This is a genomic window from Halomonas halmophila, assembly GCF_006540005.1.
Classification (GTDB): domain Bacteria; phylum Pseudomonadota; class Gammaproteobacteria; order Pseudomonadales; family Halomonadaceae; genus Halomonas; species Halomonas halmophila.
In genome coordinates, this window is the sequence record NZ_BJOC01000021.1 from 119,088 (window position 1) to 142,720 (window position 23,633).

Below are 23,633 nucleotides of genomic sequence, written 5' to 3' on the forward strand. Positions count from 1 at the left end.
CAGGTTTCATTTGCAGGTACTTTGAGAGGAACCAAGATGAGCGGACGTATCGTACAAATCATCGGCGCGGTGATTGACGTAGAGTTTCCGCGGGACGAAGTGCCCAAGGTCTACGACGCGCTGACGGTCTCGAACAGCGAGACCATCCTTGAGGTCCAGCAGCAGCTGGGCGACGGCGTGGTGCGCACCATCGCCATGGGGACTACCGAGGGCCTCAAACGCGGCCTCGAGATCACCGGCACCGACGCGGCGATTTCCGTGCCGGTGGGGGAAGCGACTCTGGGACGCATCATGAACGTCCTGGGTCAGCCGATCGACGAGGAAGGTGAAATCGGCGAGCAGGAACGCATGCCGATCCACCGCAAGGCGCCGGGTTACGCCGACCAGGCAGCCGCCGAAGAGTTGCTGGAAACCGGCATCAAGGTCATCGACCTGGTCTGCCCGTTTGCCAAAGGCGGTAAGGTCGGCCTGTTCGGCGGCGCCGGCGTCGGCAAGACCGTCAACATGATGGAGCTGATCCGCAACATCGCCACCGAGCACAGCGGTTACTCCGTGTTCGCCGGTGTCGGCGAGCGGACCCGCGAGGGCAACGACTTCTATCATGAGATGCAGGAGTCCAACGTCCTCGACAAGGTGTCGCTGGTCTACGGTCAGATGAACGAGCCGCCGGGCAACCGCCTGCGTGTGGCGCTGACCGGCCTGACCATCGCCGAGAAGTTCCGCGATGAAGGCCGCGACGTGCTGCTGTTCGTCGACAACATCTACCGCTATACCCTGGCCGGTACCGAGGTGTCCGCACTGCTCGGCCGCATGCCGTCCGCGGTGGGTTATCAGCCGACGCTGGCGGAAGAGATGGGTGTTCTGCAGGAGCGCATCACCTCCACCAAGACGGGCTCCATCACTTCCGTGCAGGCCGTCTATGTGCCTGCGGACGACCTGACCGACCCGTCGCCGGCCACCACTTTCTCGCACCTGGATGCGACCGTGGTACTGGCGCGTTCCATCGCCGAGCAGGGTATCTATCCGGCTATCGACCCGCTGGATTCCACCTCGCGTCAGCTGGATCCGCTGGTCATCGGCGAGGAGCACTACAAGGCCGCGCGTGGTGTTCAGGGCGTGCTGCAGCGCTACAAGGAGCTCAAGGACATCATTGCCATCCTGGGCATGGATGAGCTGTCCGACGAGGACAAGCTCTCCGTGGATCGGGCGCGCAAGATCCAGCGCTTCCTGTCGCAGCCGTTCTTCGTGGCCGAGGTGTTTACCGGTTCTCCTGGCAAGTACGTTTCCCTCAAGGAAACGATTCGCGGGTTCCAGGGCATTCTCGACGGTGAATACGACGAACTGCCGGAGCAGGCCTTCTACATGGTCGGCACCATCGACGAAGCCGTCGAGAAAGCCAACCAGATGAAGTAATCCCTCCACCTGGGAGACGTCATCATGACGAAAAGCATCAAGTGCGAGGTCGTCAGCGCCGAGGCGTCGATCTTCTCCGGCGAGGCCGTACAGGTCGTGGCGGCCGGTCGTATGGGGGATCTAGGTATCCTCGGCGGCCATACGCCACTGCTCACCGAGCTGGCGCCCGGTCCGGTGCGGATCATCCGAGGCGAGGGCGAAGAGGATCACTTCTATGTCTCGGGTGGTTTCCTCGAGGTCCAGCCTGACGTGGTCACCGTACTGGCGGACACCGCCGTGCGTGCCGACGATCTGGACGAGGCCGCCGCCGAACAGGCTCGCCAGGAGGCGCTTCAGGCCATGCAGGACAAGTCTGCGGAGCTGGATTACACCCGCGCCGCGGCCGAACTGTCCGAAGCCATGGCTCAGCTGCGCACCATCCAGCAGCTGCGGCGCAAGGCGGGGCGCGGCTGAGCCAGCCCCGAGCCGAGCGTGACGGACCAAGGCGCCTCCCGGATATATACCGGGGGGCGCTTTTTTTATTCGCTCGGGACAATTACCTGTGGATCATCGAGCGGCCTCGATGCCGGGAGACAGCCATCATGTCATTAACAACGTCCCTGGAGCGGCATAAAGTCACACTGCTGCATGCCCTCGACATGGATGATCGCCAGCAGCTGAATCAGCAGCTGCCGGAGTTGCGCTCGGCGGATATCGCCGAGATCCTGCATGATCTGATGGAAGATGATCACGAGCTGCGGGCTCGGGCCCTGCTCGACAGTCTGCCCATCGAACGTCAGGCCAGTGTGCTGGGCCACCTGCATGATGAAGAGCAATTGGTCTTCACGGCCGTGATGCGCAACGACAAGCTGCAGGCAGTGCTCGAGGAGATGGGCTCGGACGAGCGCACTGACCTGTTCAAGGTGCTCGGCGAGGATCGCCGTGAAGTACTGCTGCGTCGCATGGCGCATCGCGAACGCGAAGAGTTGATGCGCCTGGCCAGTTACGAAGAGGGCACTGCCGGTGCCTTGATGACCTCCGATTACGTCGCGATTCCGATGGGCATCACGGTCTCGCGGGCGATGATGCGGGTGCGTCAGACTGCACCGGATGCCGAGACCATCTATCAGTTGTATGTCATCGATGAAGATGGCTGCCTGGCCGGCACCATGTCGCTGCGCCAGTTGATGGTGGCCCGTCCCGGCACCGCGGTCGACGAGCTGATGATTCGGGATGTGATTCGCGTCTCGGTCGAGACCCCGCAGGAAGATGTGGCTCGTATTGTGGCCCGCTATGACCTGTTGGCCGTGCCGGTGGTCGACGAGCAGGGACTGCTGGTGGGCATCGTCACCCATGATGATGCCCTCGATGTGGTCGAGTCCGAGGCCACCGAGGATATCCACAAGGGCATGTCCATCGGCCAACTCGAGGACGGCGTCAGTCGGGTATCTTTGCTGAGCCTGTATCGCAAGCGCGTGACCTGGCTGGTGCTGCTGGTCTTCGGCAACCTGCTGTCGGGGGCCGGCATCGCGCATTTCGAGGAAACCATCGCCGCCCAGGTGGCATTGGTCTTCTTCCTGCCATTACTGATCGGCAGTGGCGGCAATGCCGGGGCCCAGGCGGCGACCCTGATGGTACGCGGCATGGCCACCGGGGATGTCGGCGTGCGCGACTGGGGCAAGCTGCTGGGGCGCGAGTTGCTGGTCGCCGGCTCGCTGGGCCTGACCATGGCGCTGGCGGTGGCGCCGATCGGGGTGATGCGCGGCGGCGAGGCGGTGGCCCTGGTGGTCGCCATCAGCATGATTTCGATCGTGTTGTTTGGCAGTCTGCTCGGCATGTGTCTGCCCTTCGTGCTCGATCGCTTCGGCTGGGACCCGGCAACCGCCTCGGCGCCGCTGGTGACGACCCTGATCGATGCTTCCGGGGTGCTGATCTACTTCAGCTTCGCGACCCTGATACTGTCCTGAGCAGCGACTTTCCCGAACAGGACGGCGGGACAGGCCGTGATTGGAGCTGTATCCTCATGCACCGGCTACTTACTTGCAGACATAGAGTATTCCATGGATTGGCTCCAGATCGTCCTGCTTTCCATCATTCAGGGATTGACCGAGTTCCTGCCGGTTTCCAGCTCCGCCCACTTGATTCTGGTGCCGGTACTCACCGGCTGGCCGGATCAGGGTCTCGCCTTCGATGTCGCCTTGCATATCGGCAGCCTGACGGCTGTGGTGCTGTATTTTCGCCATGAGCTGCTGGTCATGATCGCCAGCTGGTATCGCAGCCTGACGCGACAGGGCACCGATGCCGATGCGCGCCTGGCCTGGTGGGTGATACTGGCGACGATTCCGGTATGTCTGGTCGGCCTGGCCTTCAAGGACAGCATCGAGAGCGTGATGCGTTCACCGCTGGTGCTGGCCGGCGGCCTTATCGTGTTTGGTATCCTGTTGGGGCTGGTCGATTGGCGCTGTCGCGGACGGCGCAACGAATACGCCATGAGCTGGAAGGATGCGCTGTGGATCGGCCTGGCCCAGGCACTGGCGCTGATACCCGGCACCTCGCGTTCGGGCATCACCATGACTGCCGCCCTGATGCTGGGACTCAACCGCGAAGCGGCGGCACGCTTTTCGTTCCTGCTGTCGATTCCGGTGATCGTGCTGGCCGGCGGTCTGGAGACCCTGGAGCTGATCCGCTCGTCACAGCCGGTGGACTGGCTGGCCCTGTCAGTGGGCGCCGTGCTGTCGGGCATCAGCGCCTATACCTGTATTCATTTCTTTCTGGCCTTCATCAAGCGCATCGGTATGCAGCCCTTTGTCATCTATCGGCTGATACTGGGGGTTGCCTTGATCTGGTTGTTCGGGTAGCGCGATCGATGAGCGCCGGGGGAGGATGAGCTGTTCCGTCGACAAGCTTTCGCGAGGGCGCTGTGAACCCATCCCTGGGCGCTACCTTTGCCATCCATGGCAAAGGACCCTCGCTTCAGCTTGTCCCCGGCGCTCATCCTGTTGGTTGGGTTCCTTCTGGAGTTTTGTCATGCCACTTTTGAATTACCGCCATGCGTTCCTGTTACTGCTGCTGGTTTTCGTGCTGGCCGGTTGTTCCGAGCGCAAGCTGGAAACCCCGGTGACCCTCAAGGGCGATATCTTCGGCACCTTCTATCAGGTCACCCTCGCCGATCCGATCACCGCCGAGCGTCGCGATACCCTGAAAAACGGCATCCTCGACGAGCTGGAAGCGGTCGATGCCTCCATGTCCACCTACCGCGATGACGCCGAGCTGGTCGCCTTTAACCAGGCACCGGTCGGTGAGTGGCAGACGCTTTCCGCGCCGTTGATTCATGTACTGAAGGTCGCTCGTTCAGTGAGCGAGGCCAGCCATGGCGCCTTCGATATCACCGTGGGCGGGCTGGTCAACCTGTGGAGCTTCGGCCCCGAAGCGCGTCCCGAAGAGGTGCCCAGTGACGCCCTGATCGAGCAGCGCCTGTCCGAGGTCGGCATGCAGACCCTGGAGCTGGATGTCGACGACAACCGCGCCAGGCGGCTCAAGGACGTCTTCGTCGACCTCTCCGGGGTGGCCAAGGGCTATGCCACCGACCAGGTTGCCGACTATCTGGATGAGCAGGGCATCGACAACTATCTGGTCAACCTGGGCGGCGAGGTCAAGGTGGATGGCCATCGTGATGGCAAGGAAGAGCCCTGGCGCATCGGTGTCGAGGTACCCCGGGATGGCCAGCCCCGGGCCGAACATGTGCTGCCGCTCGAAAATACGTCAGTGGCCACCTCGGGCGATTATCGTAATTATTTCGAAGCCGATGGGCGACGTTATTCGCATACCATCGACCCGCGCACCGGCCGCCCCATTCGCCATCAGTTGGCGTCGGTGACGGTTGTTCATCCTTCCAATGCCCGAGCCGATGCCTGGGCCACCGCCATGACGGTGCTGGGCGAGCGTGAAGGCATGCGGCTTGCCCAGCGCCACGACCTGGCCGTGCTGATGTTGGTACGCCAGGGCGAGGGCTGGCAGAGTCTGGCGAGTCCCGCCTTCGTGGCACGATTCGGTCAGGACAGGGTCAAGAGAATGGGGATCGAAGTCGTGAACGCGGTTGATCGACTCCCTTCAGGAAAAGATGAAGCGCCTTGAAGAATGGATCACAATGGGTTCTAACCCCATCTGCCAACCACAACCCGTAATCAGAGACACAATGAAGGAGTCGGGATGACCCTGGATGTCGTGATACTCGCAGCCGGCAAGGGAACGCGCATGCGTTCGGCATTGCCCAAGGTACTTCACCCGCTGGCCGGCAAGCCGATGGTGCGCCACATACTCGACACGGCGGCGGGACTCGATGCCGAGCGCACTCATGTGGTCGTCGGGCATGGCGCCGATACGCTGCGCGAGGCGCTGGCCGACTATGCGGTCAATTTCGCCCTGCAAGCCGAGCAGAAGGGCACCGGCCATGCGGTGGCCCAGTCGCTGGATCAACTCGGTGACGGCAAGGTACTGGTGCTGTACGGCGATGTGCCGCTGATTCGTCGCGACACCCTGCGAGCACTGCTGGCTCCCGTCGATGAACAGCATATGGCGTTGTTGACGGTCACCCTGGAAGATCCTGCCGGTTATGGTCGCATCATCCGTGATGAGGCCGGCGATGCGGTGGCCATCGTCGAGCAGAAGGATGCCGGCGAGGCCCAGCGGGCGGTGCGCGAGTGCAATACCGGTATCATGGCCATGACGGCGCAACAGCTGCGCCGCTGGTTGCCCCGTCTGTCGGCCGAGAATGCCCAGGGCGAATATTACCTGACCGATGTCATCGCCATGGCGGCCGCGGATGGTGTCACGGTTGCCACCGCCCAGCCCACGCGCCCGGTCGAGGTCGAAGGCGTCAATGACCGTCGCCAGATGGCACGGCTCGAGCGCACCCTGCAAGCCGATATCGCCGATGACCTGATGGCGCAAGGTGTGGCCCTGCGTGACCCCGCACGCCTGGATGTGCGCGGCCAACTGCAATGTGGGCATGACGTGGAAATCGACGTGAGTTGTATCTTCGAGGGTCATGTCGAACTGGGCGAGGGCGTCAAGGTCGGCCCGCACTGTGTGATTCGTGACAGCCACATCGGCGCCGAAACGGTCATCGAGGCCCACAGTGTCATCGAGGGTGCCGTGGTGGCCGGCCACAATCAGTTGGGGCCCTTCGCCCGACTGCGACCGGGCACGCGTCTGGCGGTAGGCGCCAGGGTCGGCAACTTCGTCGAGACCAAGAATGTCGAGGTGGGTGAGGGCTCCAAGATCAACCACCTGAGCTACGTCGGTGATGCGCGTCTTGGCCAGGGGGTGAATGTCGGCGCCGGCACCATCACCTGCAACTATGATGGCGCCAACAAACACCATACCGAGATCGGCGATGATGCCTTCATCGGCTCCAATACGGCACTGGTGGCCCCGGTTTCCATTGGCAAGGGAGCGACCGTGGGCGCTGGCTCGACCATCAATCGGGATGTGGCGGAGAATACCCTGGCGGTCGAACGTTCCAGGGTGGTTAGCAAGGATGATTGGCAGCGCCCCACCAAGCGGGGCTGAACAAGGAGATATTCTATGTGTGGCATCGTCGGCGCGGTAGCCAGGCGCAACGTTCAGGGCATTCTGCTCGAGGGCCTCAAGCGCCTGGAATATCGTGGATACGACTCGGCTGGCATGGTGGTGCGCAACGCCCACGGCCATTTGCAACGCCAGCGGGCGCTGGGCAAGGTCGCCGCCCTGGAAGACAAGCTGGAAAGTGGCGCCTTGAACGGTAACAGCGGTATCGCCCATACCCGTTGGGCGACGCATGGCCGTCCCAGCGAGGAAAACGCTCACCCTCACCAGTCCGGTGAGCGCCTGGCCGTGGTCCACAACGGCATCATCGAGAACCATGAAGGCCTGCGGGCCGAGCTGGAAGGCGAGGGTTATGTCTTCACCTCGCAGACCGACACCGAGGTCATTGCCCATCTGCTAGAGCGTGAGGCGAGTCACACGGACCTGCTGTCCGCCGTGCAGACCATCACCGCTGGACTGGATGGCGCCTATGCGCTGGGCGTCATTCATGCCGATGAACCGAATGTGGTGATCGGCACCCGCAAGGGTAGCCCGCTGGTCGTGGGCGTCGGCATCGAGGAAGCCTTTATCGCCTCGGACCCGCTGGCGTTGCTGCAGGTGACCGATCGCTTCATCTACCTCGAGGAAGGTGATGTGGTGCGGCTTTCCGGAAATGGCGGTATCGAGGTGTTTGACTCCCAGGGTGCAGCCGTCGAACGCTCAATCCAAATCTTTGAGCATGGTGATGGCAGCGCCAGCAAGGGCGACTATCGCCACTTCATGCTCAAGGAAATCCATGAGCAGCCGAAGGTCATCGCCGAAGCCCTCGAGGGCCGCCTGGGGGATCGCTCGGTACTGGTCGAAAGCTTTGGTCCGGATGCCGAGGCCCTGTTGTCGAAAGCGTCGCAGATTCACCTGGTGGCCTGCGGGACCAGCTACCATGCCGGCATGGTGGCGCGATACTGGCTGGAGCGTTATGCCGGCATTCCCGTCCAGGTCGAGGTGGCCTCCGAGTACCGCTACCGCCGCGTGGTGGTGCCCGAGAACACCCTGTTCGTGACCCTGTCACAGTCCGGCGAGACCGCCGATACCCTGGCGGCGCTGCGGTTTGCCAAGCAGGGCGGTTATCTGGGCAGCCTGGCGATCTGCAATGTGCCGGGTAGCTCGCTGGCGCGCGAATCCGATCTGACGTTGATGACCCGGGCGGGTCCGGAGATCGGCGTGGCTTCGACCAAGGCCTTCACCACCCAGTTGACGGCCCTGATGCTGCTGACCCTGGCGCTCGGTCGAGTGCGCGGTCAGGACAGCGAAGAGCAGGCCAGGCTGGTCTCGGCCCTGCGTGGCTTGCCGGCTCAGGTGGAGCGCGTGCTGGAACTGGATCCACAGATCGAGATTCTGTCGCAGGCCTTTGCCGAGAAGCACCATGCGCTCTTTCTGGGCCGCGGTGCCCACTTCCCGGTGGCCCTGGAAGGTGCTCTCAAGCTAAAGGAAATCTCCTACATTCACGCCGAGGCCTATCCGGCGGGCGAGCTCAAGCACGGTCCCCTGGCCTTGGTCGATAGTGAAATGCCGGTGATTTCGGTGGCGCCCAATGATGAACTGCTCGAGAAGCTGAAGTCGAACCTGCAGGAAGTCAGGGCGCGAGGCGGTGAACTCTTCGTGTTTGCCGATGAGAATGTCGGCCTGGCGGATGGTGACGACACCCGGGTACTTCACCTGCCGTACATCGACGAAGCCCTGGCGCCTATCCTTTATACTCTGCCGTTACAACTGCTGTCGTACCATGTTGCGGTGCTCAAGGGCACCGACGTCGACCAGCCTCGCAACCTGGCCAAGTCGGTCACCGTGGAGTGATCTCATCAGGCCCCGTCATATCCGGGGCCCATGCAAAAAAGCGCCGGGGCATTTCTGCCCCGGCGCTTTTTTTGACAGCCCGATGATGCGAGGAGCCTGGGCTTTATCTGAAAAGTCGACGAGCGAAGGATAGACAAGGCAAAAATCAGCGAAAAAGCGGAGTTTACGAGTTGTAAATGAGCACTTTGATCGGACTCGCGCGCGAGCTGATTTTTAACGCCGTATAGCCGAGCGCAGACAGTTTTCAGACATTGCCTAGAAGGCCCAGTCCTCGTCTTCCGTCTTCTCAGTACGGCCGATCACATAGGACGAACCCGAGCCGGAGAAGAAGTCGTGGTTCTCCTCGGCGCCCGGCGACAGGGCGGCCAGGATAGCGGGGTCGAGCGATTCGGTGGCATTCGGGAACAACGGCTCGAAGCCCAGGTTCATCAGCGCCTTGTTGGCGTTGTAATGCAGGAACGCCTTGACGTCCTCGGTCAGGCCGACATCGTCGTACAGTGATTCGGTGTAGTGCACCTCGTTGTCGTAGAGGTCGAGCAGCAGATCATAGGTGGTGTCCTTGATCTCCTTCTGGCGCTCCGGCGTTTCCTGCTCCAGGGCGAGCTGGAACTTGTAGCCGACGTAATAGCCGTGAACCGCCTCGTCGCGAATGATCAGACGGATCAGGTCGGCGGTGTTGGTCAGCTTGCCGCGGCTCGACCAGTACATCGGCAGATAGAAGCCGGAATAGAACAGGAAGGATTCCAGGAATACGCAGGCGACCTTGCGCATCAGCGGGTCCTGGGTATCGTAATGTTCCAGGATCAGGTCGGCTTTTTTCTGCAGGTGCGGGTTCAGCTCGCTCCAGCGATAGGCGTCATCCACATCGCGGGTGGCACAGAGGGTCGAGAAGATCGAGCTGTAGGAGCGCGCATGCACGGACTCCATGAAGCTGATGTTGGTCAGCACGGCTTCTTCATGGGGGGTGACGGCGTCGTTGATCAGCACCGGCGCGCCGATGGTGCCCTGAATGGTGTCGAGCAGTGTCAGGCCCGTGAATACCCGGATGGTCAGCTGCTGTTCCTGTTCGGTGAGGGTACTCCACGAAGGCACGTCATTGGACAGCGGGATCTTCTCCGGCAGCCAGAAGTTGCTGGTCAGTCGGTTCCAGACCTCGAGGTCCTTTTCATCCTGCAGGCGATTCCAGTTGATGGCATCGACGCGGTTCAGTCGAGCAGTCATGGTTGATATCTCATCCGGTTATGCAACTGTTTCGTGAGATGGCTTTCCGGCGATAAGCCTACGCGAGGGCGCTGTGAACCCTTCCCTGGGCGCTACATCCGCCTTCCATGGCGGATGACCCTCGCTTTGGCTTATCCCCGGCGCCGACTGTCATGGATAGCTTGTGGATGCTCTTAGAGCGTGCAGGACACGCAGCCTTCCACTTCCGTACCTTCGAGTGCCGCCTGACGCAGCCGCACGTAGTAGATCGTCTTGATGCCCTTGCGCCAGGCATAGATCTGCGCCCGGTTGATGTCCCGCGTGGTAGCCGTGTCGCGGAAGAACAGCGTCAGCGACAGGCCCTGGTCGACGTGCTGCGTGGCCTCGGCATAGGTATCGATGATCTTCTCGGGGCCGATCTCGTAGGCGTCGCGATAGTAATCTTGGTTCGCGTCGCTGAGATAGGGCGCCGGATAATAGACGCGGCCCAGCTTGCCTTCCTTGCGGATCTCGATCTTGGATACCACCGGGTGAATGCTCGAGGTGGCATGGTTGATGTACGAGATCGAGCCGGTCGGCGGCACGGCCTGCAGGTTGCGGTTGAACAGGCCATGCTGCATGACCGAGTCCCTGAGTTCACGCCAGTCCTGCTGGGTCGGGATATGAATGCCCGACTTCTCGAACAGCTCTCGCACCCGCTGGGTCCTGGGCAACCAGGTCTGTTCGGTGTACTTGTCGAAGTACCGGCCGCTGGCATAGGCGGAGTCCTCGAAGCCGGCGAAGCTTTCGCCACGCTCCATGGCCAGCTTGTTGGACGCGCGCACTGCATGATAGGTGATGGTGTAGAAGTAGAGGTTGGTGAAGTCCAGCCCCTCTTCGGACCCATAATGGATATGCTCGCGCGCCAAGTAGCCATGCAGGTTCATCTGGCCCAGGCCGATGGCGTGGGAGCGCGCGTTGGCTTCGGCAATCGACGGCACCGAGCGGATGTCGCTCATCTCGGAGACGGCGCTCAATGCCCGAATGGCGGTCTCGACGCTGGTGCCGAAGTCGGGCGAGTCCATCACGCGGGCGATGTTCAACGAGCCCAGGTTGCAGGAGATATCCTCGCCGGTGCGGCGGTAATCCAGGTTGTCGTCGTATTCGCTGGGCGTGTTGACCTGGAGAATTTCCGAACACAGGTTGCTCATGTTAATGCGACCGGCGATCGGATTGTCGCGGTTGGCCGTATCCTCGAACAGCACGTACGGGTAGCCGGACTCGAACTGCAGCTCGGCCAGCGTCTGGAAGAGCTCGCGGGCATCGACCTTGCTCTTGCGAATCCGTGAGTCGTCGACCATTTCCTGATATTTGTCGGTCACGCTGATATCGCCGAAGGGCACGCCATAAACCTTCTCGACGTCATAGGGCGAGAACAGGTACATGGGCTCGTTGCGCCTGGCCAGCTCGAAGGTCACGTCCGGAATCACCACGCCCAGCGACAGCGTCTTGATGCGGATCTTCTCGTCGGCGTTTTCGCGCTTGGTATCCAAGAACCGCAGGATGTCCGGGTGATGCGCGTTCAGGTAGACCGCGCCGGCGCCCTGACGGGCACCGAGCTGATTGGCGTACGAGAAGGCATCTTCCAGCATCTTCATGATCGGGATGACACCCGACGACTGGTTGGCGATGCGCTTGATCGGGGCCCCGGACTCACGAACATTGCTCAACGAGAAGGCCACGCCACCGCCACGTTTGGAGAGCTGCAGGGCCGAGTTGATGGCCCGGCCGATGGACTCCATGTTGTCCTCGATGCGCAGCAGAAAGCACGACACCAGCTCGCCGCGCTGCTTCTTGCCGCAGTTGAGAAAGGTCGGGGTCGCCGGCTGAAAACGGCCGTGCAGGATTTCCTCGACCAGGGTGCGTGCCAGGGATTCGTCGCCGCGGGCCAGGCTCAGGGCGACCATGCACACGCGATCCTCGAAGCGCTCCAGATAGCGGCGGCCATCGAAGGTCTTGAGGGTATAGCTGGTGTAGTACTTGAAGGCGCCGAGGAAGCTCTGGAAACGGAATTTCACCGCATAGGCCTGATCGAACAGCGACTTGATGAAGGCCGCATCATACTGCTCAAGGACTTCACTCTCGTAGTAGCCTTCCTCGACCAGGTAGTCGAGCTTTTCATCCAGGGTGTGGAAAAACACCGTGTTCTGGTTGACGTGCTGGAGGAAGTACTGGCGCGCGGCTTCCTTGTCGGCCGAGAGTTGCAGGCGGCCATCGGCATCGTAGAGGTTGAGCATGGCGTTCAACGCGTGAAAGTCCAGCTCCTTGGGCTGGGCCTTTTCAGCGGACGCCGTCGCCGATTCCTGGGGGGCGTCAGTTGGGGTCAGAGTATCATCCAGCATCGTCTATCTCCGTTGCCAGGCGCTCCTGCACCTTGGCGACATCTTCTGGGGTGCCCATCAGCTCGAAGCGATGAAGCAGTGGAACTTGGCACTTGTGGGCGATCACGCGGCCGGCCAGACAAAAGGCACTGCCGAAGTTGGTGTTGCCGCCTGCCACCACGCCGCGAATCAGGGCACGGTTGTGCGCATCGTTGAGAAAGCGAATCACCGGCGCGGGCACGGCCGTGCGGGGATCGCCATCACCATAGGTCGGAACCACCAGCACATAGGGGTTGTCGACCTGCAGTGCCTGCTCGTCGCGGCTCAAGGGAATGCGCTGGGCCGGCAAACCGAGTTTCTCCACGAAGCGATGGGTATTGCCCGATTTCGTGGAGAAATAGACCAGTTCGCTCACGCTCATGTCGGCCCTCAGCTGGCCAGCTGGCGAATGCGCTCCGGACGAAAGCCAGACCAGTGCTCATCGGCGGCCACGACCACCGGCAGCTGGCGATAACCCAGCTCGCGAACGGTGTTGGCGGCCTCGGGTTCTTCGCTGATATCGACCACGGTGTAGTCGAGACCCTGCTTGTCGAGGGCGCGATAGGTGGCGTGGCATTGCATGCAGTCGGGCGAGCTGTAAATCTTGATGATCATGATAAAGATTCTCGAACGTGACAGATTTAGCTCGGCCTTGGGCCGAACACCATGCTGGCGCCTCGCGGCGCCAATATTGTCTTCAGTATATCACAGCATTTGCGGTTCAAATACCAGATATGGTGTGGGAATCCTGTGGAAAAGGTATATATAGTGTGTGAAAAGGTAAAGTGATAGCTTGCCCATGGTCCTGAAACAGCGCCATGACGGCGTTTTCCGGAGGTCTGCAGAGCCGGGCCGATCGCCTCGAGCCGCAGTGAGTGAAGTTCCACGGCCGGGTATACTAGGTACCCAGATCGCCAGAGTCGAGGTGCTCTCGAAGGGGCGATGGTCGCAGTACAACGCAGGGATTTACCGGCAATGACGGGACGCTTGCACCTCGGCCTGCCCATGTGGGCCAATGACGACTGGCGGGGCAGCCTGTATCCGCCACATGCCGGTGAAGGTGGCAATCTCGCCGATTACGCGCGGGTCTTTTCCGCCGTCGAAGGCAATACCACCTTCTACAGCGGGGCTCCCAAAAGCGAGACGGTCGCCGCCTGGGCGCAACGGGTGCCGGCGGACTTCCGCTTCTGCTTCAAGTTGCCGGCCAGCCTGACGCACGAGCATCGGCTGCAGAATATCTCAGCCGGCTTCGATGCCTTTGTGGCTGCCCTGGCCCCCTTGAAAGCGCAGCTCGGTCCACTGATGGTGCAGTTGCCTCGCGATTTCGGTGCCGAGGAGCTCCCGCAATTGCAGGCACTGCTGGATCGCTGGCCGGCGGATATTCCCTGTGCCGTCGAGGCGCGCCACCCCGAGTTTTTCCACAAGGGTGAGGCCGAAACGACCCTCAACCGCATGTTGATAAGTCATGGCGCCAATCGCGTCATGCTGGATGTGCGCCCGTTGTTTTCCACATCAGCCGACGGCCATCCCGGCATGCAGCAGGCCCATGGCGAGAAGCCGAGACGCCCGTTGCACGTGATCTCGACAGGCTGCTTTCCCGTGGTGCGCTTCATCGGTCACATCGATGATGCGATCAATCTGGCCTATTTTCAGCCCTGGATTAACCAGCTCAAGTTGTGGATAAATCAGGGGATAAGCCCTTTTCTTTTTGTGCATACGGCGGACAACCGGCGTTCTCCCGAGATGGCGAGACAGCTGCATGCCGCACTCGGCGAACAGCTGACACTGGCGCCCCTGGCCGACTTTCCCGGCGAGCGTCAGACAAGCCTTTTCTGATCCCTCGGCAGGCTGAAAACGGCCTGGTGACTGGCCATCAAGCGTATGATCGGATATTTTTACCGGCTGATCGTCACTGGCCAAGGGTCTTGTGGGTTCACGCCTATCCCGCGTGAAACAGCGCCATGCCTCGCTCGGGTTGCCGTCCTGCCACGATCGCGGTGACGGCATGCCCGCCAGGCAGAGATCCTGCCCGGCATCCTTCCATTCCCTGGAAAATGCGGACTTCGCGATCCGAAGTGCAGCAGACGTGGCGATGACAAGCACAACGACGTCATTGCATCCGATCGATCAATGACGACACGTATCTTCAGGGTGATTTATGTCTAGCAAGCAACATGCGCACTGGTCGTCCCGACTGGCCTTCATCCTCGCCGCGACGGGGTCGGCGGTCGGTCTGGGCAATATCTGGAAATTTCCCTACATGGTGGGCGAGAGCGGTGGAGCGGCCTTCGTGCTGGTCTACCTGCTGTGTATCGCGCTGATCGGCCTGCCGATCCTGGTATCGGAGTGGCTGATCGGGCGTCGTGGCCAGAGCAACCCGGCGAATGCCATGGCCAGCGTGGCCGAGAAAGCCGGCCGCTCCCGCAACTGGATGATCGTCGGCATCAGCGGCATCCTCGGTGCCTTCCTGATCCTGTCCTTCTACAGCGTGATCGGCGGTTGGTCGCTGTACTACACCCTCAACTCGGTGACCGGCGCCTTCAGTGGCCAGGATGCCGATGGCATCGGCGCGCTGTTCAACGGCATGCTGGGCAATCCCGGTCTACTGCTGTTGGGCCACTCGGTCTTCATGCTGCTGGTCATCGGCATCGTGGCACGCGGTGTGACCAAGGGCCTGGAAGGCGCCGTGAGGACCCTGATGCCGGCACTGGGCGTGCTGCTGGCGGTGCTGGTGGGGTATGGCGTGACCACCGGCCATTTCGGCGAGGCCGTGAGTTACCTGTTCAATCCCGACTGGAGTGCGCTCTCCGGCGAAACCGTGCTGGCGGCCCTCGGTCACGCCTTCTTCACGCTCTCGCTGGGCATGGGCATCATGATGGCCTACGGTTCCTACCTGGGTGAAGAGGTCAATCTGCTCAAGACGGCGCGGACCGTGGTGATCATGGATACCGTGATCGCGCTGGGCGCCGGCCTGGCGATTTTCCCCATCGTCTTCGCCAATGACCTCGACCTGAATTCCGGGCCGGGCCTGATCTTCGTCACCCTGCCACTGGCCTTCGGCAACATGGGCGGCGGCATGATTCTTGGCCTGCTGTTCTTCCTGTTGCTGACCTTTGCCGCCCTGACCTCGGCCATCTCTCTGCTCGAACCGGTGGTCGAGTTCGTCGAGGAACGCACGCCACTGTCGCGTGCCATGTCGACGCTGGTCGCCGGCATCGGTGCCTGGGCGCTGGGCATCGCCGCACTACTGTCGTTCAATGTGTGGAGCGACCCCGTGTTGTTCGGCCTGGGTGTCTTCGACCTGCTGGACAAGCTGACCAGCAAGTTCATGCTGCCGTTGACCGGCCTGGGGGCCATCCTGTTCGCCGCCTGGCGTCTGGATCGCCAGAGTGTCGTCGACGAGCTTGGCCTGTCGGCCGGCGGGGCCAGCATCTGGCACCTGGTGACACGCTATGTGGCACCGATCGGGGTGATCGTGGTCTTCGTTTCCAGCCTCTGATGGCCGCTGCCGCGTGACCCGATGGCGGCCATTGTCATCGACAGTGGTGCCTCTGCAAGCCCCGCCACGGCGGGGCTTTGCGTATCCTGCCAGCGGTGCTTGCGGCCCCCTGGCTGGGGTCGAGCGTCGTCGGATCAGTGCATGTCGTCGTTGGGCTCGTCTTCCGGGAGTTCGGCGATATCCTGGTTGAGGCGCTTGAACTCTTCATGGAGTTCAATGCCCCGGCGGGCGCGGAGATTGCGTTGAGCGGCGGTGCGAGAACGCTGCTCGTGTTCGTTGACTTCCATGCTCATGAAGATATCGAGAAGTTCGTTCCTGACGGAGGTTAACCTTTCGGCTTTACGCATGATCGACGCTCCTGTCTGCAGTGAATGTGCCGGCATTCCGAATGCTGCTCGACACTGCACTTCTTACTATACATTACTTGACAGATTGATGACGTAGCGTCAACCAACGGCAAAAAATCCGCTGCATAGCCTGGCCGAAACCCCCTGCCGAAAAACTCCCGAGTATGTCTGGCACTGACTCGCTTGATCGATGTTGCGGCAAAGCGCCGTCTTCGGGCTCGCCGCACGTCCGGTCGGGGGCGCATTGCCTGGCAGCATGGGGCATACTGTCGGTATTGCGGTACGGATGACGCGAGCGACGCGGCGTAGCATCATTGGTGCCGACAGGATTTTCCCCACCACAAGGAGCGACGCGTGAGTCTTGGCCTGTTCGATGAAATGAGACGTCGCATGGAGCACTTTCGTCGCTCCGAGCAGAAAGTGGCGCGTTTCGTGCTGCGCAATCCCGATGAAGTCATTCACATGCGCATCGTCGATCTGGCCACCGAGGCCAAGGTCAGCGAACCCACGGTGGTGCGTTTCTGTCGCGCCCTGGGTTGTGACGGCTTTCAGGACTTCAAGCTCAAGCTGGCGCAAATGCTGGCCACGGGCAGCCAGTTCGCCCAGTTCTCGATGAACGACAGCGACTCGGTCGCCGAATTCTCCCACAGCATCTTCGACTCCACGGTCGGCACCCTGCTCTCGGTGCGCGACCGACTGGACAACGACTCCCTCAGCAAGGCCATCAATGCCCTGGGCATGGCCAATCGGGTCGAGTTCTACGGCTTCGGCGCCTCCGGTGCGGTCGCCTTCGATGCCCAGCACAAGTTCTTCCGCCTGCAGATCTCCACCGCCGCCTACAATGACCCGCACATGCAGAACATGTCGGCGGCCACGCTCAAGGACGGCGATGTGGTCGTCGCCATCTCGCAGACCGGGCGCACCAAGGCGCTGGTGGCCAGCGTGCGGCTGGCCCGTGAGGCCGGCGCCACCGTCATCGGCCTGTGCCCCAGTGACTCGCCCCTGGCCGGCGAGGTGAGCCTGCCGCTGTACATCGACGTGCACGAAGACACCGAAATCTACACCCCGATGAGCTCGCGCATCGCCCACCTGGTACTCATCGACGTCCTCGCCGTCGGGGTCGCCAAGACCCGCGGCCCCAAACTCGCCGAACAGCTCAAGGCCGTGAAACGCAGCCTCAACCCCCTGCGGTTTCCGGAAACAGACGAGTCCTGAGCCGGCGTAGCCGGCTCAGTAGAACGAAGAGGTAAGAGCGGCGCTGCGCGCCCCAAGAGGGAAGAAACCCCTTTTCATCCCGGACTAGGGGCTCAGCCTGTCTTCCCTCTTCCCTCTTCCCTCTTCCCTCTTCCCTCTTCCCTCTATGCTAAACTACCGCTCCATTTCCCGAGCAGCGATGCCTTCCCCATGGACGACGTCACGGCGATTCTCGATCACATGAACCCCGCCCAGCGCGAGGCGGTCAGTGCGCCTCAGGGCAACATGCTGGTACTCGCGGGGGCGGGCTCGGGCAAGACCCGGGTGCTGGTGCATCGCATCGCCTGGCTGATGCAGGCGGAGGGGCTGTCGCCCTATGCCGTGCTGGCCGTCACCTTCACCAACAAGGCGGCCCGCGAGATGCGCACGCGTCTCGAGGCGCTGCTGGGCATCTCGCTGCGTCATGTCTGGGTGGGCACCTTTCACTCCATCGCTCATCGTCTGCTGCGGACCCACTGGCAGGATGCGCGGCTGCCCCAGCACTTCCAGATCATCGACGGCGATGACCAGCTCCGCCTGATCAAGCGCCTGATCAAGGACTACAACATCGACGATGAGCGCTATCCGCCGCGTCAGGTGCAGTCCTTCATCTCCGGCTGCAAGGAAGAGGGCCTGCGCCCGCATCAGGTGGATGCCCATGGCGACGCCTACATGCTGCAGATGGTCGAGCTCTACGAACGCTACCAACTGACCTGCGAACGCGGCGGCCTGGTCGATTTCGGCGAACTGCTGCTGCGCAGCCTGGAACTGCTGCGCGACAACCCGGCCCTGCTGGCGCATTACCAGGAGCGCTTCGGCCATGTGCTGGTCGACGAATTCCAGGATACCAACACCCTGCAGTATGCCTGGCTCAAGCTGCTCACCGGCATGCGCACGCCGATGACCGTGGTCGGCGATGACGACCAGTCGATCTACGGCTGGCGGGGCGCACGTATCGAGAACATCCGTCGCTTCGAGAACGAGTTCCCCGAGACCAAGCTGGTGCGCCTCGAGCAGAACTATCGCTCCACCAGCGTGATCCTCGATGCCGCCAATGCCCTGATCCGCTACAACGCCGATCGCATGGGCAAGGAACTGTGGACCGCCGGCGATCATGGCGACCCCATCTCGGTATATGGCGGCTTCAACGATCTGGATGAAGCCCGCTACATCGTCGACACCATTCGTGAAAAGGTCGAGGAGGGCATCAATCGCCGCGAGGTCGCCATCCTCTACCGCTCCAATGCCCAGTCGCGGGTCATCGAGGAAACCCTGATCCGCCAGGGCGTGCCCTATCGCATCTATGGCGGCCAGCGCTTCTACGAACGCCTCGAGATCAAGAACGCCCTGGCCTACCTGCGGCTGCTGCTCAATCGCGACGACGACGCCTCCCTGGAACGGGTCATCAATGTGCCGGCACGTGGCATCGGTACCCGCACCGTCGAGACCCTGCGTCATCGGGCCCGCCAGACCGGCGAATCGCTGTGGCAGGCCCTGCACCAGGCCACCGCGGATGGCAGCCTGCGCGGGCGGGCGGTGACCTCGCTCAAGGCCTTCGCCGATCTGATCGAGCAGCTCGACAACGAAGCCGCCGGCCTGTCGCTCCACGACATCATCGACCACCTCAATGAACGCACCGGCCTGGTCGAGCATCACCGCAACGAGAAGGGCGAAAAGGGCCAGGCCCGGGTGGAGAACCTCGAGGAACTGGTCACCGCCGCCCGGGCCTTCACCCAGAGCGAGGCAGTTACCGGTGGAGATGCCTCGGATGCCGGAGAAGCCGGCGAGGGCATGGCCGCCCTGGAAGCCTTCCTGGCCGAGGCCGCCCTCAATGCCGGTGAGCACGAGGCCGAAGAGTTCGAGGACTGCGTGCAGTTGATGACATTGCACTCGGCCAAGGGCCTGGAATTTCCCGTGGTGTTCATGGCCGGCGTCGAGGAAGGCCTCTTCCCGCACAAGATGTCCATGGAAGAGCCCGGCCGCCTGGAGGAAGAACGTCGCCTCTGTTATGTGGGCATGACTCGTGCCATGCAGAAGCTCTACCTGACCCATGCCGAACTGCGTCGCCTGCACGGCAAGGAAACCTTCCAGCGCCCGTCGCGCTTCCTGCGCGAGGTCCCCGAGCACTTCCTCGAGGAAGTCCGGCTGCGCGGCCAGATCTCGCGCCCGGTGACCTCTCGACCCTCGAGCCCACAACAAGGCAGCGTCGAAGGCGGTGACGAGCTGCCCTCGCTGAGCCTGGGGCAGCGCGTCAGCCACCCGGTGTTCGGCGAAGGCGTGGTCCTCAATGCCGAAGGGCAGGGCGAGCGTGCCCGCGTGCAGATAAGCTTCGAAGGCGAGGGCGACAAATGGCTGGTGCTGGGCTTCGCCAAGCTCACCCCCCTCTGAGACATTGCGCCACCAGCGGCAGCGCCCACCCAGGCGCTGCGCTCAGCTGATGCCCTCACTCCTGCCGCCTCACTCCTAACCCCTCTCTTACCGCTCCTCACCCCAAAATGCATGCGGCGAGGGCACCCGAACCGCCTGAAGTTATCCACAAGCAGGGCCAGAATTCGAGCAAGATCTTGCCCGCTGGGCAACTTTTTGCTCGCTTCCAGGCAAGATCTTGCTCAATTGTGCTGATCTGACAAACCCTGATTTTTATCAACTTTTTGATTCAAAAGGGAGATTGGTTTTTTGGCATCAATAGTGCCCTATAAAAGGGTGTCCATCGGACACAAACGCCAATTTTTTCGAATGTCGCGCTGCGACTTCAACGTCAAGGAATCGACACATGCCAACTCCATGTTATATCAGCATCGAAGGTCAGACTCAGGGCAACATCACCGCGGGTGCCTTCACGCCTGAATCCGTCGGCAACATCTATGTCGAGGGCCACGAAGACGAGATGCTGGTCCAGGAATTCAAGCACATCGTCACTGTGCCCACCGACCCGCAGTCCGGTCAGCCGGCCGGTCAACGGGCCCACAAGCCGTTCATCTTCACTGTGGCGCTGAACAAGGCCGTGCCGCTGATGTACAACGCTCTGGCTTCCGGTGAAATGCTGCCCAACGTGGAGCTGCGCTGGTACCGCACCTCTGTGGAAGGCAAGCAGGAGCACTTTTTCACCACTACACTGACCGACGCCACCATCGTCGACGTCAATCTGCGCATGCCGCATGCCCAGGATTCGACCAAGTCCGAGTTCACGCAGCTGATGGACGTCTCCCTGGCCTACCGCAAGATCGACTGGGAGCACACCGTCGCCGGCACCTCCGGTTCCGACGACTGGCGCGCGCCGATCGAGGGTTAAACCCTCGATGCCTCACGGCGGCCTGGCCCGAGGTCAGGTCGCTGTAGTGAATCGTGGGCTTGCCTCTTGTTCAGACTTCGGCTCCTCATGAGCCTTCTCAATTTTCTGATCCGCCGCTCTGAAAAGTAGCAGACCATATATATCAATTCTCTAGTGATTGATGTTTTTTTCAACCAGACATCGACTGGTGCTGATGATTAATGGCTTTTGTGCATGCCATCCCTCCGATACACCTTGATTCCGAGAATTATTTTTCAGTTCAGGTTTAAAAGACTGATCTTTCAGGAATATGGTCGCTGTTATCGTATGATCAGGACTGATGCCCGCGTGGAAAAGATGTTATTAGTTTATCATAAATGGATGAAGATTTCTGGTTGACGCTATACTTGTCAGCAGTTGGAGACGCCTATGTTTATACAAGCGATTCAAAGCACCTGTTTTCTATACAGGTAGGTTAATTTTTGTGCAGTATATTCTGTAGGATGATGATTAAATATTTGTAATATATGTCTTACATAGCATTTCCCGCTATTTTTAACTTTGGATAACATACTGCTTTGCTTGTTTTTTTTATTTTGTTTGGGTCTTTCAATGTTTCAAACAAATGATTGATTAAGTGGTGTCGCTTTTTGGATACTCCCAATGATCATTGTGTGGTGATAACCTTCTTGCGCTTTTAAATGTGCTGATTTGTCTACATCGGCACATCTCCAGGTGGTAGTCGGTGTCTGCAGTTGCGGTGGATATCGAGCGGAGCACAAGCCGCTTTCAGGCACGATTTTGCCGCCATCAATCATCCATCAGTGCAAGCGACAAGGACTTCGATCATGGCCAAGGAAGGTTCAGTGGCGCCTAAAGAGCGCATCAACATCAAGTACGTTCCCGCCACTGGCGACAACCAGGCAGAAACGGAGCTTCCCCAGAAACTCCTCATCGTGGGCGATTTCAAGGGTGGTACCGAGGAAGCGCCGGTCGAGGACCGCGAAGCCGTTTCGGTCGACAAGAACAACTTCCAGTCGGTCATGCGTGAAGCCGGGCTCAGCCTGCAGACATCCGTGCCCAGCCGTCTGGAAGACGACAATACCGATCAGGAAATCGCGGTAAACCTGAATTTCCAGTCCCTGGAGGACTTCGGACCGGACAGCGTTGCGCGCCAGATTCCCGAGCTGCAGAAGTTGGTAGAACTGCGCGAGGCGCTGGTGGCGCTCAAGGGACCGCTGGGTAACGTCCCGGCATTTCGCGAGCGCCTTCAGGCCTTGATCGAGGATCCGGCGACCCGTGATCAGTTGCTGAGCGAGCTGGACCTCATCGACAACCCGACATCTTCCAACGACACCTGATTCTCTGCACGGAAGCGAGGCATTATCATGACGGAATCCACTCAGAACCAGGCCGTGGCCAGCGAAGAGGTTCAGTCCGAGTCACTGCTCGATCAGGTCATGGCGCAGACCCGCATGGTCCCCGAGGAAGAAGGGTACGATGTGGCCAAGCAGGGCGTGGCAGCTTTCATCAGCGAGCTGTTGAAGACTGATGACGCCGATCAGCAGGTCAACAAGTCGGTCGTCGACCGGATGATCGTCGAGCTGGATCGCAAGATCGGCCAGCAGGTCGACGAGGTCATCCATGACGATGAATTCCAGCATCTGGAGTCCGCCTGGCGCGGCTTGAAACTGCTCGTGGATCGCACGGATTTCCGCGAGAACATCAAGCTCAATGTCCTGCATGCCACCAAGGAAGAGCTGCTGGAAGACTTCGAGTTCGCCTCGGAACTCAGCCAGAGTGGCCTTTATCAGCACGTATATGCGGCGGAATACGGCCAGTTCGGCGGTGAGCCCGTGGCGGCCATGATCGGCCACTATGACTTCACGCCCTCCACGCCGGATATCAAGCTGCTGCAATATACCGCCTCGGTCGGTGCCATGTCGCATGCGCCCTTCCTGTCTTCGGTGGCACCCAGCTTCTTTGGCATCGACAGCTTCGAGGAACTGCCCAACGTCAAGGACTTCAAGGCGATCTTCGAGGGGCCGAAGTACACTCGCTGGCGCAGCCTGCGCGAGTCGGAAGACTCCCGTTATCTGGGCCTGACCGCGCCGCGTTTCCTGCTGAGGACACCTTACGACCCGGAAGAAAACCCGGCCAAGTCGTTCCACTATCGCGAGTCCGTGAGCGATAGTCACGACAACTATCTGTGGGGCAATACGGCTTACCTGCTGGCCGAGCGTCTCAACGACAGCTTTGCCAAGTACCGCTGGTGCCCGAATATCATCGGGCCGCAGAGTGGTGGTGCCGTCGAGAACCTGCCCACCCACACCTTCGAGTCCCTGGGGCAGTTGCAGAACAAGATTCCCACCGAAGTGCTGATCACCGATCGGCGCGAATTCGAGATGGCCGAGGAAGGTTTCATCTCCCTGACGATGCGCAAGGGCAGCGACAATGCAGCCTTCTTCTCGGCCAATTCGGTGCAGAAGCCCAAGTCGTTCCCCAACACGCCCGAGGGTCGGGAAGCCGAGACCAACTACAAGCTCGGCACCCAGCTGCCCTACATGTTCATCGTCAATCGCCTGGCGCACTACATCAAGGTGCTTCAGCGCGAGCAGATCGGCTCCTGGAAAGAGCGTCAGGACCTGGAGCGCGAGCTCAACACCTGGATTCGTCAGTACGTGGCGGACCAGGAAAACCCGCCTGCCGATGTGAGGAGTCGCCGTCCGCTGCGCGCCGCCTCGGTGCATGTCTCCGATGTGGAAGGCGACCCGGGCTGGTATCAGGTATCCCTGGCAGTGCGCCCGCACTTCAAGTACATGGGCGCCAACTTCGAACTGTCGCTGGTGGGTCGCCTCGACAAGGAGTGACGC

The 23,633-nt window shown here is 61.0% G+C and carries 19 protein-coding genes; 14 read left to right on the forward strand and 5 right to left on the reverse strand.

Annotation, left to right across the window (positions count from 1 at the left end):
• The first annotated feature begins 36 nt into the window (after positions 1-36).
• The 7 genes from atpD (at position 37) to glmS (ending at position 8,811) form a co-directional block, all read left to right on the forward strand.
• A complete protein-coding gene (gene atpD, locus HHA01_RS08405; protein WP_141319663.1) occupies positions 37-1,413 on the forward strand; it encodes a F0F1 ATP synthase subunit beta in 1,377 nt (458 codons plus the stop codon).
• Between the two features lie 24 nt (positions 1,414-1,437).
• On the forward strand, positions 1,438-1,866 hold the full coding sequence (locus HHA01_RS08410) for a F0F1 ATP synthase subunit epsilon (protein WP_141319665.1): 429 nt from the start codon (positions 1,438-1,440) through the stop codon (positions 1,864-1,866).
• 128 nt (positions 1,867-1,994) lie between these two features.
• Positions 1,995-3,359 carry a magnesium transporter gene (gene mgtE / locus HHA01_RS08415; RefSeq protein ID WP_141319667.1) on the forward strand — a complete coding sequence of 455 codons (1,365 nt, stop codon included), beginning with the start codon at positions 1,995-1,997 and terminating at the stop codon, positions 3,357-3,359.
• 93 nt (positions 3,360-3,452) lie between these two features.
• Positions 3,453-4,250 (forward strand): undecaprenyl-diphosphate phosphatase, encoded by a 798-nt coding sequence (locus HHA01_RS08420; protein WP_141319669.1) that lies wholly within the window; start codon positions 3,453-3,455, stop codon positions 4,248-4,250.
• A gap of 169 nt (positions 4,251-4,419) precedes the next feature.
• Positions 4,420-5,526, forward strand: a complete 1,107-nt coding sequence (locus tag HHA01_RS08425) for an FAD:protein FMN transferase (RefSeq protein ID WP_141319671.1) — start codon at positions 4,420-4,422, stop codon at positions 5,524-5,526.
• Positions 5,527-5,601: 75 nt separating this feature from the next.
• Positions 5,602-6,963, forward strand: a complete 1,362-nt coding sequence (gene glmU, locus HHA01_RS08430; protein WP_141319673.1) for a bifunctional UDP-N-acetylglucosamine diphosphorylase/glucosamine-1-phosphate N-acetyltransferase GlmU — start codon at positions 5,602-5,604, stop codon at positions 6,961-6,963.
• 15 nt (positions 6,964-6,978) lie between these two features.
• The gene (glmS, locus tag HHA01_RS08435) at positions 6,979-8,811 is read left to right on the forward strand and encodes a glutamine--fructose-6-phosphate transaminase (isomerizing) (RefSeq protein ID WP_141319675.1); all 1,833 of its coding nucleotides are present in this window, start codon (positions 6,979-6,981) and stop codon (positions 8,809-8,811) included.
• A gap of 255 nt (positions 8,812-9,066) precedes the next feature.
• Here glmS and nrdF read toward each other — a convergent pair whose 3' ends face one another.
• The 4 genes from nrdF to nrdH all read right to left on the reverse strand — a co-directional run bounded on the left by nrdF (position 9,067) and on the right by nrdH (position 13,025).
• Positions 9,067-10,032, reverse strand: a complete 966-nt coding sequence (gene nrdF / locus HHA01_RS08440) for a class 1b ribonucleoside-diphosphate reductase subunit beta (protein ID WP_141319677.1) — start codon at positions 10,030-10,032, stop codon at positions 9,067-9,069.
• Between the two features lie 173 nt (positions 10,033-10,205).
• Positions 10,206-12,392 carry a class 1b ribonucleoside-diphosphate reductase subunit alpha gene (gene nrdE, locus HHA01_RS08445; RefSeq protein ID WP_141319679.1) on the reverse strand — a complete coding sequence of 729 codons (2,187 nt, stop codon included), beginning with the start codon at positions 12,390-12,392 and terminating at the stop codon, positions 10,206-10,208.
• Positions 12,382-12,792: a class Ib ribonucleoside-diphosphate reductase assembly flavoprotein NrdI gene (gene nrdI / locus HHA01_RS08450; RefSeq protein ID WP_218023789.1), complete on the reverse strand. Its 411-nt coding sequence runs from the start codon at positions 12,790-12,792 to the stop codon at positions 12,382-12,384. The genes nrdE and nrdI overlap by 11 nt, the downstream gene beginning before the upstream one ends.
• Positions 12,793-12,800: 8 nt before the next feature.
• A complete protein-coding gene (gene nrdH / locus HHA01_RS08455; RefSeq protein ID WP_141319681.1) occupies positions 12,801-13,025 on the reverse strand; it encodes a glutaredoxin-like protein NrdH in 225 nt (74 codons plus the stop codon).
• A gap of 360 nt (positions 13,026-13,385) precedes the next feature.
• Here nrdH and HHA01_RS08460 point away from each other — a divergent pair, with 360 nt between their 5' ends.
• Positions 13,386-14,246, forward strand: coding sequence for a DUF72 domain-containing protein (locus HHA01_RS08460; protein ID WP_141319683.1), 861 nt, complete (start codon positions 13,386-13,388; stop codon positions 14,244-14,246).
• Positions 14,247-14,568: 322 nt separating this feature from the next.
• Complete coding sequence (locus tag HHA01_RS08465) at positions 14,569-15,909, forward strand: sodium-dependent transporter (RefSeq protein ID WP_141319685.1); 1,341 nt, start codon at positions 14,569-14,571, stop codon at positions 15,907-15,909.
• A 134-nt stretch (positions 15,910-16,043) separates the two neighbouring features.
• Here HHA01_RS08465 and HHA01_RS08470 read toward each other — a convergent pair whose 3' ends face one another.
• Entirely contained in the window at positions 16,044-16,256 is a 213-nt protein-coding gene (locus HHA01_RS08470) for a PA3496 family putative envelope integrity protein (protein ID WP_141319687.1), read from the reverse strand.
• Between the two features lie 354 nt (positions 16,257-16,610).
• Between HHA01_RS08470 and hexR the strand changes: the two genes are divergently transcribed.
• From hexR to tssC, 5 genes are all read left to right on the forward strand, one after another.
• Positions 16,611-17,471, forward strand: a complete 861-nt coding sequence (hexR, locus tag HHA01_RS08475) for a transcriptional regulator HexR (RefSeq protein WP_141319689.1) — start codon at positions 16,611-16,613, stop codon at positions 17,469-17,471.
• Between the two features lie 189 nt (positions 17,472-17,660).
• Positions 17,661-19,877, forward strand: coding sequence for a DNA helicase II (gene uvrD / locus HHA01_RS08480; RefSeq protein ID WP_141319691.1), 2,217 nt, complete (start codon positions 17,661-17,663; stop codon positions 19,875-19,877).
• A 385-nt stretch (positions 19,878-20,262) separates the two neighbouring features.
• Positions 20,263-20,781 carry an Hcp family type VI secretion system effector gene (locus tag HHA01_RS08485; protein WP_141319693.1) on the forward strand — a complete coding sequence of 173 codons (519 nt, stop codon included), beginning with the start codon at positions 20,263-20,265 and terminating at the stop codon, positions 20,779-20,781.
• An 827-nt stretch (positions 20,782-21,608) separates the two neighbouring features.
• Positions 21,609-22,121, forward strand: coding sequence for a type VI secretion system contractile sheath small subunit (gene tssB, locus HHA01_RS08490; RefSeq protein ID WP_141319695.1), 513 nt, complete (start codon positions 21,609-21,611; stop codon positions 22,119-22,121).
• Between the two features lie 27 nt (positions 22,122-22,148).
• The gene (gene tssC, locus HHA01_RS08495) at positions 22,149-23,630 is read left to right on the forward strand and encodes a type VI secretion system contractile sheath large subunit (protein ID WP_141319696.1); all 1,482 of its coding nucleotides are present in this window, start codon (positions 22,149-22,151) and stop codon (positions 23,628-23,630) included.
• Positions 23,631-23,633 lie beyond the last annotated feature (3 nt).